The following is a 16,005-nucleotide window of genomic DNA, read 5'->3' on the forward strand; positions in this document are numbered from 1 at the left end:
GCTCTCGGCGTGCGTGGTGTGGCTGCCGGATGTCCGGGTCAGAAGCCGTCGGCCCGGTGCCTGCGGACGCGCTCGTCCAGCGGGAGGGGCGTTTCGTCCAGACCGTCGACCGACCCGCTCGCCATGCGTGCACACGTCCCGTGGCAGGCGAGGAGCTGCCCGTCGTCGCGGTGGGAAACCACCACCGCCTCCGGGGCGGGTGCGTCGCGGTAGTCGGTGCCGCAGATGAGGCAGGCCAGTCCGGAGAGCATCTCCGCGGTCGGTTCGGGGCGGTCCCGGCGGCGGCCGGAGATCGAGTCCTGTGAATACATGTGTCCCGCATCCTCTAGATCGGTTCGAAGTCGTGCTGATCGGTCCAGCCGGGCCGCGGCCCAGGGTCGTGCGCGAGATGTCCTGGTGCCCGGGCAGCCCGGAAGCCGGGAAATCTGCTACCGCGCTGCGCGGGACCGGATACGGAAGACGGCGTGACGGTGCGGGCCAAGAGGCATGTCGCGGCTCATTTCCGGCCGGATCCGGTGTACGCCGGCCTGTGCCGTTGTCCGAGGGCGACGCCGAATCTGATGACGGCGCGCGAGGTGCCCGCGGTGCCGCAACCGTACTCCCTCGCCGGAGTCGGCACGTGCCGGATGCCGGATGCCGGATGCCGGATGCCGGATGCCGGATGCCGGAGCCGACCCGCCCAGGCGTCACCGAACTCTTCCCGGCTCGTGCGGGAACCTTCCCGGCGCTCCGGACGTTGGGGGCAGTGGTTGTAGTTGAAGTTTGCGAACGTGGAAACGCCCGCGGAGTTCTTGACAGCGGGCGTTTCGTCGTTTTCGGGGTTTTCTTCGACGGCCGGCGACCAACAGCCCGGGATCGCGTGATCGCGCACATTCCGCCCCAGCCGCCATCTCGAAGGAGACGTCACATGGCTCAAGGAACAGTGAAGTGGTTCAACGCGGAGAAGGGTTTCGGTTTCATCGCCCCTGATGAGGCCGGTGCCGACGTCTTCGTCCACCAGTCGGCGATCGACACCGACGGCTTCCGCTCCCTGAAGGAGAACCAGCGGGTGGAGTTCACCGCCGGCCAGGGCCCCAAGGGTATGCAGGCCGACCAGGTCCACGTGCTCTGAAGGCACCCTTCCCGAGGCAGGCCCGCACCGTGGGCCTGCCTCGGGCGGCTTCCGCACGACGTCCGACGCGTGCGGCATCCTGCACCCCGCCCCTCGCGCCTTGGGCAGCGCCGTACCTCCCGAAGGGAACACTGTGACCACTGACGTCAGCCACCGGAGCCCCGATCCTGCGGGCCACGCCGAGATGACCAAGCCTCCGCCCGGAAGCCGGGGCAGCGACTACGCCGCGCTGTGCCGCGAGGTGAGGCAGAGCGGGCTGCTGACGCGCCGCCCGGGCTACTACTGCGTGAAGATCGGCGCGAACCTGCTTCTGCTGGCCGGCGGCTGGACCGCGTTCGCGCTGATCGGACAGTCGTGGTGGCAGCTGCTGACCGCCGCCTTCCTGGCGGTGATGTTCACCCAGACCGGGTTCATCGGGCACGATGCTGGACACCATCAGATCGCCGCCTCCAAGCGCGTCAACAACCTGCTCGGCCGCGTGCACGCCGACCTGCTGATCGGCCTCAGCTACGGCTGGTGGATCACCAAGCACAACCGGCATCACTCCCACCCCAACCACGTCGACCGCGACCCCGACATCGCCGACGGTGCGATCGCCTTCACCCAGGACCACGCGCGCGTCCGCAGCGGGGCGTACGCCTGGCTGGCCCGTCACCAGGCCTGGCTGTTCTTCCCGATGCTGCTTCTGGAAGGACTCGCCCTGCACGTCGCCGGTGTACGGGCGCTGCTCGACCGCACCGCCACCACAACCTCGCGGACAACCAAGCTGGCCGACGTGGGACTGCTGGCAGCGCATCTGGGCGGCTACCTCGCCGCTCTGTTCCTGGTCCTGTCTCCCGTCCAGGCCGTGTGCTTCCTTCTCGTGCACCAAGGGCTGTTCGGGCTGTACATGGGATGCTCGTTCGCCCCCAACCACAAGGGCATGGCCGTGTTCGCCAAGGACGACAAGATCGACTTCCTGCGTCGGCAGGTGCTGACCTCACGCAACATCCGCGGCCACCGGTTCACCGACTTCGTGCTCGGCGGGCTGAACTACCAGATCGAACACCACCTGTTCCCCTCCATGCCGCGACCCAGCCTGCGGCATGCCCAGGAACTCGTGCGCAGGTATTGCGCCCAGCACGGCATCGCCTACCAGGAGACCGGGCTCTTCAACTCCTACGCCCAGGTACTGCGGTACCTCCACAGGGTCGGCGGCCCGCTGCGCCCCGAGCTGGAGTACTGATCACTTCGCCGTCCGTGACCGACCGTGGACCACCGCGGCCAGGCCGAGCGGAGGCGGCACCTTGCGGCAGGCGAGCAGCTCGGTCGTGCCGTGACGCGAACCTGGTGGCCACTGGCCCTGCCGCTGGCCGCAGCCGCCCGTCTGCCCCCGCTGCTGGAACACCGACGCAGCCGCCCCGGTCCTCCGGTCCTGTCCTGGACGGTCACGCGCCTCGCCGATGACCTGGCCTACAGCCTCGGTGTCTGGAAGGGCTGCGTCCGGGAGCGCACCACCGAGCCGCTTCGCCCGAGACTGTGGTGGCTCTCCGCCGACGGCGTCACGCCTCCGTCCGGACGTCCCTGTGGGTGAGACCACGGACCGAACGTCCGCCGATGTGATCGTGGTCGGAGCAGGGGCTTCCGGCGCCGCGTTGGCGGCGCGCTTGAGCGAGGACGCAGGCCGTACCGTGCTCCTCCTCGAAACAGGGCCATTTCCGCGCCGTCGCCGCGACTTCGCGCCCGAGCTGCTCGACGCGCGGCTGATTCCCGGAGCCCAGCCCGACCACCCGGCCATCCAGCGGTACGCCGCGCACCTCACGCCCGAACGGCCCTACACGGTGGTCCGCGCGCGCCACCTCGGTGGCTCGACCACCGTCAACGGCAGCTATTGCGTCCGCGCCCGGCGCGGGGACTTCGACCGCTGGGCGGCAGCGGGCAACCCGGCGTGGACGTACGACCGGTTGCTCCTTTTGCTGCGCGCCCCGGAGACGGAGCTGCGTACTAAACCTCGGGGGAGGGGACGCGGGCAACGAGTTCGGTGGCAAAGTGTCGGGCGGGCCTGGACTCCCCAGTCGTGATCGGCTCGACTGCACTCGGTCGCTTGCTCGGGCGCCTGCCGGAAATGGAGTGTGATGGATTGGCAAAGTTAGGGTCGTCGCATGACTGATTCACTCGATGACGTACTGGGCCACCTCGATGCGTGGCTGGGGGCTAACGCTCCAGCGGATTATGCTGCGTTGAATCCTCCGGCTACGCAGGATGATATCGACGCCATTACTGACCGACGGTTCGACCTGCATCCCGATCTCGTGACGTGGTTGCGGCGTCATGACGGGTCGTCCGCCACCAGCCATGCGGGCCCAGGGGTCATCCTTCCTGGGGGTTTCATCTTGCTCACCTCGGCTGGAATGCGTGACGGTCAGCGGTGGATGGAGGAAGGCATCGCTGAGTGGATCGATGCAAACGAGTCGGAAGACCCTGACCTACGTGACATTTACGACGGTGTGTATGGGTACTCGTTCCACGTACGGTGGGTTCCGATCGCCTCTGATCTCACGGGCGGGAAGCTCATCGTTGATCACCGTGCCGGAGACGGGTTCGGGAACGTGCTGTACGGCCTGCAGACCGGCGACACGGACGCGCCGGTGAAGGTTTGGGACAGTCTTCATCAGATGTTCCAGCAGCTTCTGGGAGCTCTCACGGAGGAAGTTCCCATACGGCTTGCCGACTATGCCGAGCCGCAGACGCCAAGCGTGAGCGGCGCAGGTCATGATGCACACGTGATGTGGGCATGAAGCACTGAGGCGGTCCGGAGCAGGAAACTACTCCGGACCGTCACCTTGTTCCAACTAGCTAGTGCGGCTGAACCACGCAGACTTCATCGGGGCGGCAGCCCTCGAGGTCCGGATCCTTGATGTAGAAGGGATCGTTGTCGTCTACGCGGGCCTTCTTGTAGAAGGAGCCGACGTCGCGGCCCGCGCCCTCGTTCTGTATCGCGGACATCGATGCCCGTCCGCAGACTTCCTGCCACGTGGGCGCAGCGACTCCTGGGCGGTCGTCGTAGTACAGGCGCCACTTGCCGTCACTGGCACTCTTCTGGGCGTACAGCTGAATGCACTCGTCGCCGCTGTCGACGAACTGACCGCCCCTTTCCTTCGTTGACGCGAAGCGGTACTCATCGCATTGCCGGCCGTCGGGGCTGTTTGTGGTCGCCTCAGGAGTTGCCTTGTCGTATGGCTTCCAGGAGTTGGGGCACACCACTCCTCTGTTCTTGTCCCGCACGCTCTGGTCGATCTCCCAGTGGAGCGGCGATTTGTGTTCCTCGCTGCCCGGGTGTGACGGCAGTTCCTCGCGGAGCAGCCAGTAGTACGCAGCAGCGGCCGGGTACTTCCGATCGTTCACGGTGTATGTCGGTATGTGCTTGTAGAAGATGCATCCGGTGGAGTTGGGGACGGTCACCGAGTTGTCGCAGCGGATTTGGTCGAACAGCGAGATCTCTGGCTTGTCGACGGGAACAACACCTTGCCACTTGGGGCTGTCTGCCTTGAAGCTCAGGTACACGCCTCGGTCGAACTTCTCGGAGGTGCCGGCGGTCGGAGAACGAGGCGGCCTGCTCGTGGCGCACCAGGATGTACCGGATCCCGGAGCCGCTCAGGGCGTCGACGAAGCGGATGTTCTCCTCGCCGGGGATCCCGAAGACGTACTCGACGCCTTCGGCTCGCAGACAGCGCACCAGCAGGTGTGCGACGTCGTCCGCTGCTGCCGTGGTCCGCGACTTGGTCGCGCCTTCGGTGCTCATGAGGCGAACGTAGGTACACGTGGCTGCCCGGGCCACTCGTCCGCCGCCGACCGGGCGTGGACCGCTGTGGCTGTTTGGAGGCGTTGTGGTGGCGGCTGCCGTGGTCGGAACGCACGCTGGTGAGGTGAGAACGAACCGCCATGCACAGAGCGGCGGCGGAACTCCGGGAGGACCGTGTGACCCCTTCGCCGCCCGCCACCGACGCACCGCCGGCCCGGTACGACGACCTGCGTGCGCTGGTGATCAACTGCACCCTCAAACGTTCACCGGAGAAGAGCAACACCCAGGGATTGATCGACCGCTGCACCGCCATCCTGGACGCGCAGGACGTGCACGTGGATGTCGTACGGGCGGTGGACCACGACATCGCGACCGGTGTGTGGCCCGACATGAGGGAGCACGGCTGGGAGACGGACGCCTGGCCCGAGCTGTACCGGCAGGTCATGGCGGCCGACATCCTGGTGCTGGCCGGCCCCATCTGGCTGGGTGACAACAGTTCCGTGATGAAGCAGGTGATCGAACGCCTCTACGCCTGCTCCAGCCTGCTCAACGAAGCAGGCCAGTACGCCTACTACGGCCACGTCGGCGGCTGCCTGATCACCGGTAACGAGGACGGCGTCAAGCACTGCGCGATGAACGTCCTCTACAGCCTCCAGCACCTGGGCTACACCATCCCGCCCCAGGCGGACACCGGATGGATCGGTGAGGCGGGCCCCGGCCCCTCCTACCTCGACCCCGGCTCGGGCGGCCCGGAGAATGACTTCACCAACCGCAACACCACCTTCATGACCTGGAACCTGCTCCACATGGCCCGTGCGCTGAAGGACCTCGGCGGCATCCCCGCCTACGGCAACCAGCGCACCGCCTGGGACGCCGGCTGCCGCCGCGACTACGAGAACCCCGAGCACCGGTAACGTGATGCCCAGGGAAACCGGCGGGCGGCCGACGGGGTCGGCTGTGGCGGCGTGGGCGACCGTTCATAGCCGAGGGTTGTGCACCGCCTCGGGCTGCCGCCGCAGATCAGGAGAGCCTCGACAAGACCGCCGACCTGCTGATCAAGATCCTCCTGCCAGACCCGGCCACACATGACGATGACGTGACACCGCTCCTGATCGGGCTGCCCATGCCTGAGGGAGAAGACTTTCGTGCCTGATCGCTGTGATGGCGGTCCTCTTCGACCTCGGCGTGACGGATCCCCGTGCCCGCACCGGCGCGGACGGCACCGGCCGCCGACGGCGACCGGAATCTGTACATTTGTGCAGTAGGGATCACGACTGTCAGTCGTGCGGTTGTAGCCCGTGATGAACCTCGCAGGCGAGGGATTATGTCCGACTTGAGTGCGCCGATCGTGGCCACGTTCCTCGTGTATGTGGCCGTCATGATCGGAACAGGTGTCTGGGCCTACCGCCGTACGCACACCTTCGCCGACTTCGCCCTGGGCGGCCGCAGGCTCCCCGCGTTCGTCGCCGCCCTGTCCGCAGGGGCCAGCGACATGTCCGGCTGGCTGTTCCTCGCCTTCCCCGGAGCGGTGTACGCGGCCGGTGTCGGCGCCAGCTGGATCGCGGTCGGCCTGGTGCTCGGTACGTACCTCAACTGGTTGTTCGTCGCGCCGAGGCTGCGCACCTACACCGAGCGCGCAGGGAACGCGGTGAGCCTTTCGGCCTACCTGGAGGAGCGTTTCGAGGATCGCACACGGATGCTCCGGATGGTCTCGGCGGCGGTGACCCTTGTGTTCTTCACCGTGTACGTGGCCAGTGGACTGGTGGCCGGCGGGCTCCTCTTCGGGCACATCTTCGGCGCCGGTTTCCGGCTCGGGGTGGCCCTGACCGCCCTGGTGATCGTCGTCTACTCATGCCTGGGCGGCTTCCTGGCCGTGAGCCTGACCCACGTCATGCAGGCCACGCTGATGTTCCTCGCCCTGCTCGTCCTCCCCGTCGTGGGTATCACGACGCTCGGCGGCTTCGGTGCGCTTCGTGACTCCCTGGACAGCAAGACGCCCAGCCTGCTGGACATGGGTGCCAAAGTCGGCTTCACGGACGGCCGGTGGTCGGGAGGCGGCGGGTCGCTCGGCGCCGTCTCGATCATCTCGTTGCTCTCGTGGGGCCTCGGCTATTTCGGGCAGCCGCACATCCTGGCCCGCTTCATGGGCATCCGCAGCACCAGTGCCGTACCCGCGGCCCGTCGTATCGAGACCGGGTGGGTGGTCGTGGTGCTGGCCGGTGCCACAGTGGTCGGCCTGCTGGGCATCGCGCAGTTCGGCACACCGCTCCATGATCCACAGACGGTGTACATCGCTCTGAGCCGGACCCTGTTCAGTCCGTGGGGCGCCGGTGTGATGCTGATCGCGGTGCTCGCCGCGATCATCTCGACCGCGGACAGCCAGCTCCTCGTGTCGTCCGTCGCACTCACGGAGGACTTCTACCACGCGTTCCTCAAGCGGCGCGTCTCGGACGAGGCACTGGTGTGGGTGGGTCGCTCCGCCGTCGTCGCCGTGACCCTCGTGGCCTCCGTGATCGCGCTGAGAGGCGGCGAGCTGCTGGGGATCGTGGGCTACGCCTGGGCGGGTTTCGGGGCCGCTTTCGGTCCGGTGGTCCTGCTCTCGCTGTACTGGCCGCGCATGACCTGGGCGGGGGCCATGGCCGGTATCGTGTCCGGCGCAGTCACGGTGCTCCTGTGGCGTGTGGTCAAGCCACTGCACGGCCCCTTCTGGTCGGGCATCTACGAGATCATTCCGGGCGCCCTGGTCGCCACGGTCGCGGCCCTGATCTTCGGCAGGTTCGTCGGCCGACCTCCGAAACGGGCCTTCTGGCGGATGCCGGGCGGCGGGGTGAGCCAGCTGATGCTCACCCCCTTCCTCAGCCACGCGCCGGTCGGCATCGCCGTTCTCGACACGGATCTGCGGTACGTCTGGGTGAACGAGCCGCTGGACCGCCAGATCTCGCTGAAGCGGCGGCTGGGGCGGCGGATGGCGGAGGTGTTGCCGCAGGCCGAGGCCGACGCCTTCGAGGAGAAGATGCGCGAGGTTCTTCGGACCGGTGCGCCGGTGATGGACTTCGAGTACCGCGGCGCCGGCTACACGGTGCACGACCGAGGCCGCGCGATCTCTGCCTCCTTCTTCGCGATGAAGGACCGTCACGACCGGAATGTCGGTGTCTGGTACATGACCATCGATGTCACTGAGCGGTGGCGGGCGCAGGAGCGTCTGGCCCTGCTCAATGACGCCGCTGCGCGCATCGGCAGCACCCTGGACGTGACGCGGACCGCGCAGGAACTGGCCGACGACGCGGTGCCGGCCGTCGCGGACTTCGTCGCCGTCGACCTGCTGGACTCGGTCACGAGGGGCGAGGAGCCGGCCCCCGGGCCGGTCGGTATGTCACCCGTCATCCGCCGTGCGGCCCAGCGGTCGGTCCGTGAGGGATGCCCCGAGGCGTCCCTTGCCGTGGGGGAAGCAGTCCGACGTGCGCCCGCGTCGCCCGTGACCCGCTGTCTGCTGGAGAGCAGGACCCTGGTCGAACGGGTCCTTGACCGCACCAACAGTCCGTGGGTGACCGTGGACGAGACGCTGGGCGCCTCGTTCCTGGACTACGACTTCCGCTCGGTGATGGTGGTCCCCGTGCGGGCGCGCGGCGTCACCCTGGGGGTGGCGACGTTCGCCCGGTCCCGGCGGCTGGGCCCCTTCGAGGACGACGACGTCCGCCTCGCCGAGGAACTCGTCTCCCGCGCGGCGGTGTGCATCGACAACGCACGCCGTTTCACCCGTGAGCGTACGGCGGCCCGTTCCATGCAGCGCTACCTGTTGCCACAGGACCTGACGGGAGGGTCCGCTCTCGCCGTGGCCTCGTGGTATCTCCCGGCGGATGCCCCCAGCGGTGTGGGCGGCGACTGGTTCGACGTGATCCCGCTCTCCGGAGCACGGGTCGCCCTGGTCGTCGGGGACGTGGCCGGGCACGGCATCAACGCGGCGGCGACCATGGGGCGCCTGCGCGTCGCGGTGCGCACGCTCGCCAACCTCGACCTGTCTCCGGACGAACTGCTGGCCCATCTGGACGATCTGGTCATCGGCCTCATGGGGGCGCACGACATCGATGCTCCGTTGGCGGCCGAGGGCGAGGCGACGGGCACCGCGTTCCTGGGCGCCACTTGCCTGTACGCCGTCTACGACCCGGTCAGCAGGCTGTGCTCCATGGCCCGGGCCGGTCACCTCCCGCCGATGATCGTCGCTCCCGACGGCGCCGTCGACATTCTGGACCTGCCCGCCGGACCGCCACTCGGCCTCGGTTACCTCCCGTTCGAGTCCATCGAGACCGAGCTGGAAGACGGCAGCCTCATCGCCCTCTACACGGACGGCCTCATCGAGTCCGTCGACCGGGACATCGACGTCGGGCTCTCCCGGCTGGGCGATGCCCTCGCGGCCCCCCTGCCGACCCTGGCGGAGACCGGCCGGCGAGTGATCGACAGCCTGCTGACGGGTCCGCCTGCCGACGACGCGGCCCTGCTCCTCGCCCGTACCCGTGTCCTGGCTCCGGACCGCGTCGCCTCCTGGGACCTGCCCAGCGATCCGGCTGCCGTCGCGCATGCCCGCGGCCTCGCGGCTCAGAAGCTGACGGAGTGGGGCATCCCCGATCTCAGGTTCACCACGGAACTCATCGTCAGCGAACTGGTGACCAACGCGATCCGCCATGCGGCCGGACCGGTCTGCCTGCGCTTGATCCGGGATCGCGGCTTGATCTGCGAGGTCTCCGACGCCAGCAGCACCGCGCCGCGGCTGCGGCACGCGCGGACCACCGACGAGGGGGGACGGGGCCTGCTGATCGTCGCCCAGATGGCCCGCCGGTGGGGCACTCGTTACACGAAGTCCGGCAAGATCATCTGGACGGAGCAGGTCATTGCGGCCGACGCGATCGGCTAGCCAGCCCGGCGGGCGGATCCGCCATCGCCGCACAACGTGGATCTGATGGCTCCCGCAGACGGGGCAGTGGGGCGCTGACTGTCGCTGACGACGAGCTTCACACGTATGCCCATGGACTGGCGCGCCGTCAGGAAAGTCAGCAACAGGTCAGTGTGAGTCCTCAAACACCCGGCGACAGCTGACCCCACATGCGAAACGTTGTAGCCTCCGAACATCGCCCTTGACCTGCAGAAAGCAGGCAGGGAGCAGACGAATGGGGAGTTTCTTCGTGCTTCGTACCATGTTCAAGTCCAAGATCCACCGTGCCACCGTCACCCAGGCCGACCTGCACTACGTGGGATCGGTGACCATCGACGCCGATCTGCTCGACGCCGCGGACCTGCTGCCGGGCGAGCTGGTGCACATCGTCGACATCACCAACGGCGCCCGGCTGGAGACCTACGTCATCGAGGGCGAGCGCGGGTCCGGGGTGATCGGGATCAACGGGGCGGCCGCCCATCTCGTGCACCCCGGAGACCTGGTGATCATCATCAGCTACGCACAGGTCACCGATGCCGAGGCGCGGGAGCTGAAGCCGCGGGTCGTGCATGTCGACGCGGGCAACCGGATCGTCTCCCTCGGTGCCGACCCGTCCGAGCCGGTGCCCGGCTCGGACCAGCAGCGCAGCCCGCAGGCCGTCCGGGCCTGACCACGGGGCGCTGAGCGGACGGCGGCTCGGCCTGTCGGGTGAGTGGCCGCGCGGGGGTCGGGTAGGCGGGGGAGTAGTCCAGAGGCGACGTTCAGCGACTGCCCGGAGGACGCCATGACGAATCCGTATTTCGGCCCGGTCCCCCCGGGGCCGACACCGGGTCCGGGTCCCACCACACCGGACCCCTACCCGAGCCCCGTCCCACCACCCGAGCCGGGCCCCCAGCCGACACCGCCCCCACCTGGCCCGCAGCCCACACCACCCCCACCGGGCCCCGACCCGACCCCACCTCCGGCACCCCCGGCCCCCGGGCCGCCGGAGCCCTCACCGTCCCCCATCCCACCGGGCCCGGAGCCGGTACCGAACCCCGAACCCGGTCCACCACTGACCTGAAGAACCAGACGCGAAGCGCCGGTTCCCAGGGGCGCGGGGAACTGCGCGACCAGCCACGACGTACCCGCACACGCCGGCCGCGCGTTCCCCCGGCCTCGTTAGAGCGGCCACCTCAGACCTCAGGCGGACACCTCCGACCGATCCCCACCCCACAACGTGTGGAACGATCCCTCCCGGTCCACCCTCCGATACGTGTGCGCCCCGAAGAAGTCCCGCTGCCCCTGCGTCAGAGCCGCCGGCAGGCGCCGTGCCCGCAGCGCGTCGTAGTACGCCAGCGCCGCCGCGAACCCCGGCGTCGGCACCCCCTGCCGAGTCGCGGCGATCAGCACCTCACGCCAGTCGTCCTGCGCGTCGGCGATCTCGCGCGCGAAGGTCTCGTCCGACAGCAGGCTCGGCAGATCGGCGCGGGCGTCGTACGCGGCGCGGATCCGGTCGAGGAACGCTGCCCGGATGATGCAGCCGCCCCGCCAGATGGAGGCCACCGCGCCGAGGTCGATGTCCCAGCCGTACTCCTCGCTGCCCGCGGTGATCTCGTGGAAGCCCTGCGTGTACGACACGATCTTGGACGCGTACAGCGCCTGCTCCACCCGGTCCGCGAAGGCGCCCGCCTCCTCCTTGCTCAGCGGCGCCGCCTGCGGGCCCGCCAGCCCCCGCGAGGCCTCGCGGAGCTTCGCGTGACCGGACAGCGAGCGCGCGAAGACGGCCTCGGCGATGCCGGACACCGGCACACCCAGGTCCAGCGCGATCTGGACCGTCCAGCGGCCGGTGCCCTTCTGCTCGGCCTGGTCCACCACCACGTCCACGAACGGCTTGCCCGTCGCCGCGTCCACGTGCGACAGCACCTCCGCCGTGATCTCGATCAGGTACGAGTCGAGACGGCCGGTGTTCCACGTGCGGAAGATCTCCGCGATCTCGGCGGGGGAGTACCCGGCGACATCGCGCAGCAGCTGGTACGCCTCGCCGATCAGCTGCATGTCGGCGTACTCGATGCCGTTGTGGACCATCTTCACGAAGTGCCCGGCGCCGTCGGGGCCGCAGTGGGTCACGCAGGGCGCGCCGTCCTTCGCCTTCGCGGAGATCTTCTCCAGCATCGGGCCCAGCGACGCGTACGACTCCACCGAACCGCCCGGCATGATGCTCGGCCCGTGCAGCGCGCCCTCCTCGCCGCCGGAGATGCCCGTGCCGACGAAGTGGATGCCGCGCTCGCGCAGTTCCCGCTCCCGGCGCCGGGTGTCCGCGAAGTGCGCGTTGCCGCCGTCGATGATCATATCGCCGGGTTCGAGGAGCGGCGCGAACTCCTGGATCACCGCGTCCGTCGGCTCGCCCGCCTTCACCATGATCATCAGGCGGCGCGGGCGCTCCAGCGCCGCCACGAACTCCTCGGCGGTCTCGGCCCCGATGAAGTCGCCCTCCTGCCCGAACTCCTCCACCAGCGCCTTCATCCGCGACGCCGTACGGTTGTGCACCGCGACCGTGTAGCCGTTGCGGGCGAAGTTGCGGGCGAGATTGCGGCCCATGACCGCGAGGCCCGTGACACCGATCTGCGCTGAAGTGCTCATACCGCCTGCTCCCTAGCTGCCTCGTGACTACGGCTCCGTCAGTACGGGTCCTCGCCCATCCTGGCGTGCCGCCACGGCGAGCGCACATCCGACCCGCCATGCCTTCAGTACGACGTGCGGCCGCCCGAAGCCTCAGTCCTCCGGGAATCCGGTCAACGAAGGTCCGTTCCCGGCCACTTGGGTGGTGCGGGAGGCCGGTTTTCCGTCTTGTCATGGCCTGTTCGTGGCGCTTACTTTTGCCCCCTCCTGACGCATGCCGAGGGGAATTCGGAGATGGCCGTACGCGGCCGGCATCGCCGGTACCAGCCGAACAGGATCAACCGCGCCTCACTCACCGTCACGGCAGGTGGCGCCGGCCTCGCGATCCCGCTGGTCGCCGCCGGCACGGCCGACGCGGCCGACGGCTCCACCTGGAACAAGGTCGCCGCCTGCGAGTCCAGCGGAAACTGGAGCATCAACACGGGCAACGGCTACTACGGCGGGCTGCAGTTCACCCAGTCCACCTGGGAGGCCTACGGCGGCACCCGGTACGCCCCGCGCGCCGACCTCGCGACCAGGGACCAGCAGATCGCCGTCGCCGAGAAGGTCCTCGACGGGCAGGGCCCGGGCGCCTGGCCGGTCTGCTCGGTGCGGGCCGGGCTGACCCGTGGGGACGCGGACCCCGGCGTGCACACCGACAGCACCACCAGGCGCCCCGTGCAGGGCGCCGCGCTGAAGGACGTACAGGCGCACACCACCCCGCAGTCACGCGCGGGCCGGGCCGAGATGTACACGGTGGTGCACGGCGACACCCTCTCCGGCATCGCCGACGCGCACCACGTCCGCGGCGGCTGGCACGCGCTGTACGCCGGCAACCGGGGGACGATCGGCGCCGATCCCGACCTGATCCTGCCGGGCCAGCGGCTCAGCCTGCGCGGCGCGGCCGCCACCGACACCAAGTCCCCGAAGAAGAAGGACCCTTCGGAGCACCGGACCGCACCGCATCGGACCAAGAACACCAAGAGCACCGGCCGGACCCTCGTCGCCCCGGTCGACGCGCCCATCGGCACCGGCTACCGCGTGGCCGGCTCGCACTGGTCGAAGGGCTACCACACCGGCGTCGACTTCCTCGTGCCGACCGGCACCGCCGTGCAGGCCGCCGAGGCCGGGCAGGTGGTGGCCGCGGGGTGGGGCGGCTCCTACGGCTACCAGGTGGTGATCCGGCACGCCGACGGCCGCTACACCCAGTACGGCCACCTGTCGGCCATCTCGGTGCGGATCGGGCAGAACGTGTCCACGGGCCAGCGCATCGGCCGTTCCGGAGCCACCGGGAACGTCACCGGCCCGCATCTGCACTTCGAGGTGCGGACCGGGCCGGACTTCGGCACGGACATCGACCCGCTCGCCTATCTGCGGGCCGGCGGCGTCAGGATCTGACGCACGTACCCTGCCCGTCCAGGACCGGCAGCGGTATCCCGATACCCGCGGGCAGCGCGAGGTACGACGCGGGGAGCGAGCGGACGTCCGGCGGTCCGCAGCCGTCGGCGCCCTCCACGCGGGCGCCCGCAGCAAGGCTGCCGCCCGGGCCCGGCACGAGCAGGTCCCGCAGCACCGGCGCGTCGGGCGCGCCGTCTGCCTCGGGAAGTCCTTCCCGCCCAGGCGCGGCCTCCGCGGGCACCCGCTGCTGGGGCATGGCCCGGAACGTTTCCGTGGCGGCGACCGGTTCCAGGCCGCCGTCCGGCAGGGCCGGTGTCCCGGCGCGCTCGATCCGCTCGGTCGTCAGCATGATCAGGCCGCTCGCCGCCACCACCCCGCAGGCCACGGCGAGCACGGTGCCCGTGCCGCCGTGGCGGAACGTCTCGCCGAACATCAGGATCCCGACGGCGGCCGCCAGCACCGGATTGACCACGGTGAGCGTGGCCAGCGGCGCGGCGAGGCCGCCGCCCCGGTAGGAGGCCTGGGACACCAGGACGCCGGCGACGGCGAACAGGGCGATCACCGCGAGGGACGGCAGATCGTCCAGATCGATGCCGTGCGTCCAGTCGACGGCCACGGTCTTCGTGAACACCGACGACATGCCGAACGCTATGCCGGATGCGGTGGCGAGCAGCACGCTGCGCACCGCCGGATGCCGGTGCGCGGCCCGGCCGGCGCACATCAGCGCCACGACCGCGCCGCTGGTGACCAGCGCCACCGCCACCCGCTGGGCCGTGTCGAGGGAGTGGCTGTCGGAGGAACCGACCAGGGCCAGCAGACCGGCGAGGCCCACGGTGGCCATGACCGCCCCGCGCCAGGCGGTCGTACCGGCCCGGCGGCCGACGAAGAGCGCCGCCATGGGCAGGGCGAAGACGATGGTCAGCGCGCCGAGCGGCTGGACCAGGCTGAGCGGGCCGTAGGCCAGCGCCACCACGTGCAGCACGCCGCCGAGGCCGTTGAGGGCCAGCGACCCCCACCAGCCGGGCCGCCGCAGCGGAAGGTACGCGCTGCCGGGGGAGGAGACCGCCACCTGCTCCTGCACGATCGCGCCGGCCGCGTAGGCGAGGGCGGACGCGAACGACAGGAGCACGGACAGCGCGAGGGCGCTCATCTGCGTCTCCTCTGCGGGCGGCGGGGGCTCTGGGCCCGGCGCGACGTACGGTCGGCTTCCATGGCCAACACTCTGCCCGGCCGCGCTCTTCCCGTCGTCGTCCCTGAGCACGCAATGCCTCCTACTGCCGATGGAGTACACCGGCCGCGCGATCATCCTCGCGACGGGTGACGCGAGACGGAGGCCCCGTGCGAGGACCGGGGAACTCACCTGGTAGCAGTACTCGTCGTGGACCTCGACCCCGCTCTCGCCGCCCTCCGCCCGCTCGGCGGCTTCTTCGTCCTGCGTACGGTCCCGGGCCCGGCCGCAGCCACCGGCGGACCGGATCCCCGGCAACTGCCCACCCTCGCCGAGACCTACGAACGGGTGACGCCGGACGCGTTGGCGGTGCGGGTGGCCCTGGTCGCGGACCGGCTCCGCACCCCCGAGCCACGCGTGGCCGCCTCCATCGCCCAGCAGGGACTGGCCGCCCGGCTGTGGTCGGCGGCCCTCGGCTGTGCCGTCCGGTACGGCCGGCTGCCCGACCTCGACCCGCGACTGCTGCGCTGGGACCCGCTCGCCTCCGCCCCCGAGGACCTGTACCTGACCGAGCTGCGCCCGCTGCCCGGCGACGCCGCCGGCCTCGCCGCCGCCGTGCTGCACGGACACCTGCAACCCCTGGCGGAGGCCCTGAGCGCCGGATACGGCAGCGCGCCCGGACTGCTGTGGGGCAACGCGGGCTCCGCGCTCGCCGGAGCGGCCCGCGAACTGGACCGCTGGGCCCGCGCGCACGGCCGTACCGATCTCGCCGACCGGGCCCGCGCACTGACGGACGAACTCTTCGCCCACCCCCTGCTCCGCACCACCGGCATCCGCACCGGCACCGCCTTCCGCCGCCGCAGCTGCTGCCTGTACTACCGGGTGCCCGGCGGCGGAGTCTGTGGCGACTGCTGCTTCACCCGGCCGCCGCGCTCTTCCCCAGGGGCCGCTTCTGGGTGACCATGAAGGGAACCTGCCGC

The 16,005-nt window shown here is 69.9% G+C and carries 14 protein-coding genes and 1 pseudogene; 10 read left to right on the forward strand and 5 right to left on the reverse strand.

The annotated features are described in order from the left end of the window. Positions 1 to 38: 38 nt before the first annotated feature. Positions 39 to 311: a hypothetical protein gene (locus ACZ418_RS10945; RefSeq protein WP_468360250.1), complete on the reverse strand. Its 273-nt coding sequence runs from the start codon at positions 309 to 311 to the stop codon at positions 39 to 41. Between the two features lie 596 nt (positions 312 to 907). Here ACZ418_RS10945 and ACZ418_RS10950 point away from each other — a divergent pair. The 5 genes from ACZ418_RS10950 to ACZ418_RS10970 all read left to right on the forward strand — a co-directional run bounded on the left by ACZ418_RS10950 (position 908) and on the right by ACZ418_RS10970 (position 3,888). Then, complete coding sequence (locus ACZ418_RS10950) at positions 908 to 1,111, forward strand: cold-shock protein (RefSeq protein ID WP_468360253.1); 204 nt, start codon at positions 908 to 910, stop codon at positions 1,109 to 1,111. 184 nt (positions 1,112 to 1,295) lie between these two features. Next, positions 1,296 to 2,336 (forward strand): fatty acid desaturase family protein, encoded by a 1,041-nt coding sequence (locus tag ACZ418_RS10955; RefSeq protein WP_468360793.1) that lies wholly within the window; start codon positions 1,296 to 1,298, stop codon positions 2,334 to 2,336. A 90-nt stretch (positions 2,337 to 2,426) separates the two neighbouring features. Beyond that, positions 2,427 to 2,684 carry a hypothetical protein gene (locus ACZ418_RS10960; protein WP_468360256.1) on the forward strand — a complete coding sequence of 86 codons (258 nt, stop codon included), beginning with the start codon at positions 2,427 to 2,429 and terminating at the stop codon, positions 2,682 to 2,684. 31 nt (positions 2,685 to 2,715) lie between these two features. Further along, the gene (locus ACZ418_RS10965) at positions 2,716 to 3,171 is read left to right on the forward strand and encodes a GMC family oxidoreductase N-terminal domain-containing protein (RefSeq protein WP_468360796.1); all 456 of its coding nucleotides are present in this window, start codon (positions 2,716 to 2,718) and stop codon (positions 3,169 to 3,171) included. Positions 3,172 to 3,252: 81 nt separating this feature from the next. Then, the gene (locus tag ACZ418_RS10970; RefSeq protein ID WP_468360259.1) at positions 3,253 to 3,888 is read left to right on the forward strand and encodes an SMI1/KNR4 family protein; all 636 of its coding nucleotides are present in this window, start codon (positions 3,253 to 3,255) and stop codon (positions 3,886 to 3,888) included. A 58-nt stretch (positions 3,889 to 3,946) separates the two neighbouring features. Here ACZ418_RS10970 and ACZ418_RS10975 read toward each other — a convergent pair whose 3' ends face one another. After that, positions 3,947 to 4,654, reverse strand: coding sequence for a hypothetical protein (locus ACZ418_RS10975; RefSeq protein WP_468360811.1), 708 nt, complete (start codon positions 4,652 to 4,654; stop codon positions 3,947 to 3,949). A gap of 16 nt (positions 4,655 to 4,670) precedes the next feature. Then, positions 4,671 to 4,892, reverse strand: a pseudogene (locus tag ACZ418_RS10980) (thiamine pyrophosphate-binding protein); the annotation flags it as partial. 176 nt (positions 4,893 to 5,068) lie between these two features. On the opposite strand from ACZ418_RS10980, the gene ACZ418_RS10985 reads away from it, so the two are divergent. The 3 genes from ACZ418_RS10985 to panD all read left to right on the forward strand — a co-directional run bounded on the left by ACZ418_RS10985 (position 5,069) and on the right by panD (position 10,489). Next, positions 5,069 to 5,806: a flavodoxin family protein gene (locus ACZ418_RS10985; RefSeq protein ID WP_468360262.1), complete on the forward strand. Its 738-nt coding sequence runs from the start codon at positions 5,069 to 5,071 to the stop codon at positions 5,804 to 5,806. 410 nt (positions 5,807 to 6,216) lie between these two features. After that, entirely contained in the window at positions 6,217 to 9,801 is a 3,585-nt protein-coding gene (gene putP / locus ACZ418_RS10990; RefSeq protein WP_468360265.1) for a sodium/proline symporter PutP, read from the forward strand. Between the two features lie 268 nt (positions 9,802 to 10,069). Continuing rightward, positions 10,070 to 10,489 (forward strand): aspartate 1-decarboxylase, encoded by a 420-nt coding sequence (panD, locus tag ACZ418_RS10995; protein ID WP_468360268.1) that lies wholly within the window; start codon positions 10,070 to 10,072, stop codon positions 10,487 to 10,489. Between the two features lie 512 nt (positions 10,490 to 11,001). Here the strand turns inward: panD and gndA are convergent. Beyond that, the gene (gene gndA / locus ACZ418_RS11000; protein ID WP_468360271.1) at positions 11,002 to 12,441 is read right to left on the reverse strand and encodes an NADP-dependent phosphogluconate dehydrogenase; all 1,440 of its coding nucleotides are present in this window, start codon (positions 12,439 to 12,441) and stop codon (positions 11,002 to 11,004) included. A 273-nt stretch (positions 12,442 to 12,714) separates the two neighbouring features. Here gndA and ACZ418_RS11005 point away from each other — a divergent pair, with 273 nt between their 5' ends. Further along, on the forward strand, positions 12,715 to 13,857 hold the full coding sequence (locus ACZ418_RS11005; protein WP_468360274.1) for a transglycosylase family protein: 1,143 nt from the start codon (positions 12,715 to 12,717) through the stop codon (positions 13,855 to 13,857). Here ACZ418_RS11005 and ACZ418_RS11010 read toward each other — a convergent pair. After that, positions 13,847 to 15,007, reverse strand: coding sequence for a DMT family transporter (locus ACZ418_RS11010; protein WP_468360277.1), 1,161 nt, complete (start codon positions 15,005 to 15,007; stop codon positions 13,847 to 13,849). The genes ACZ418_RS11005 and ACZ418_RS11010 overlap by 11 nt on opposite strands. Positions 15,008 to 15,235: 228 nt before the next feature. Here ACZ418_RS11010 and ACZ418_RS11015 point away from each other — a divergent pair, with 228 nt between their 5' ends. After that, positions 15,236 to 15,985, forward strand: coding sequence for a (2Fe-2S)-binding protein (locus ACZ418_RS11015; protein ID WP_468360280.1), 750 nt, complete (start codon positions 15,236 to 15,238; stop codon positions 15,983 to 15,985). The last annotated feature ends 20 nt before the right edge of the window (positions 15,986 to 16,005 follow it).

It is taken from the genome of Streptomyces sp. NPDC030820, assembly GCF_055572075.1.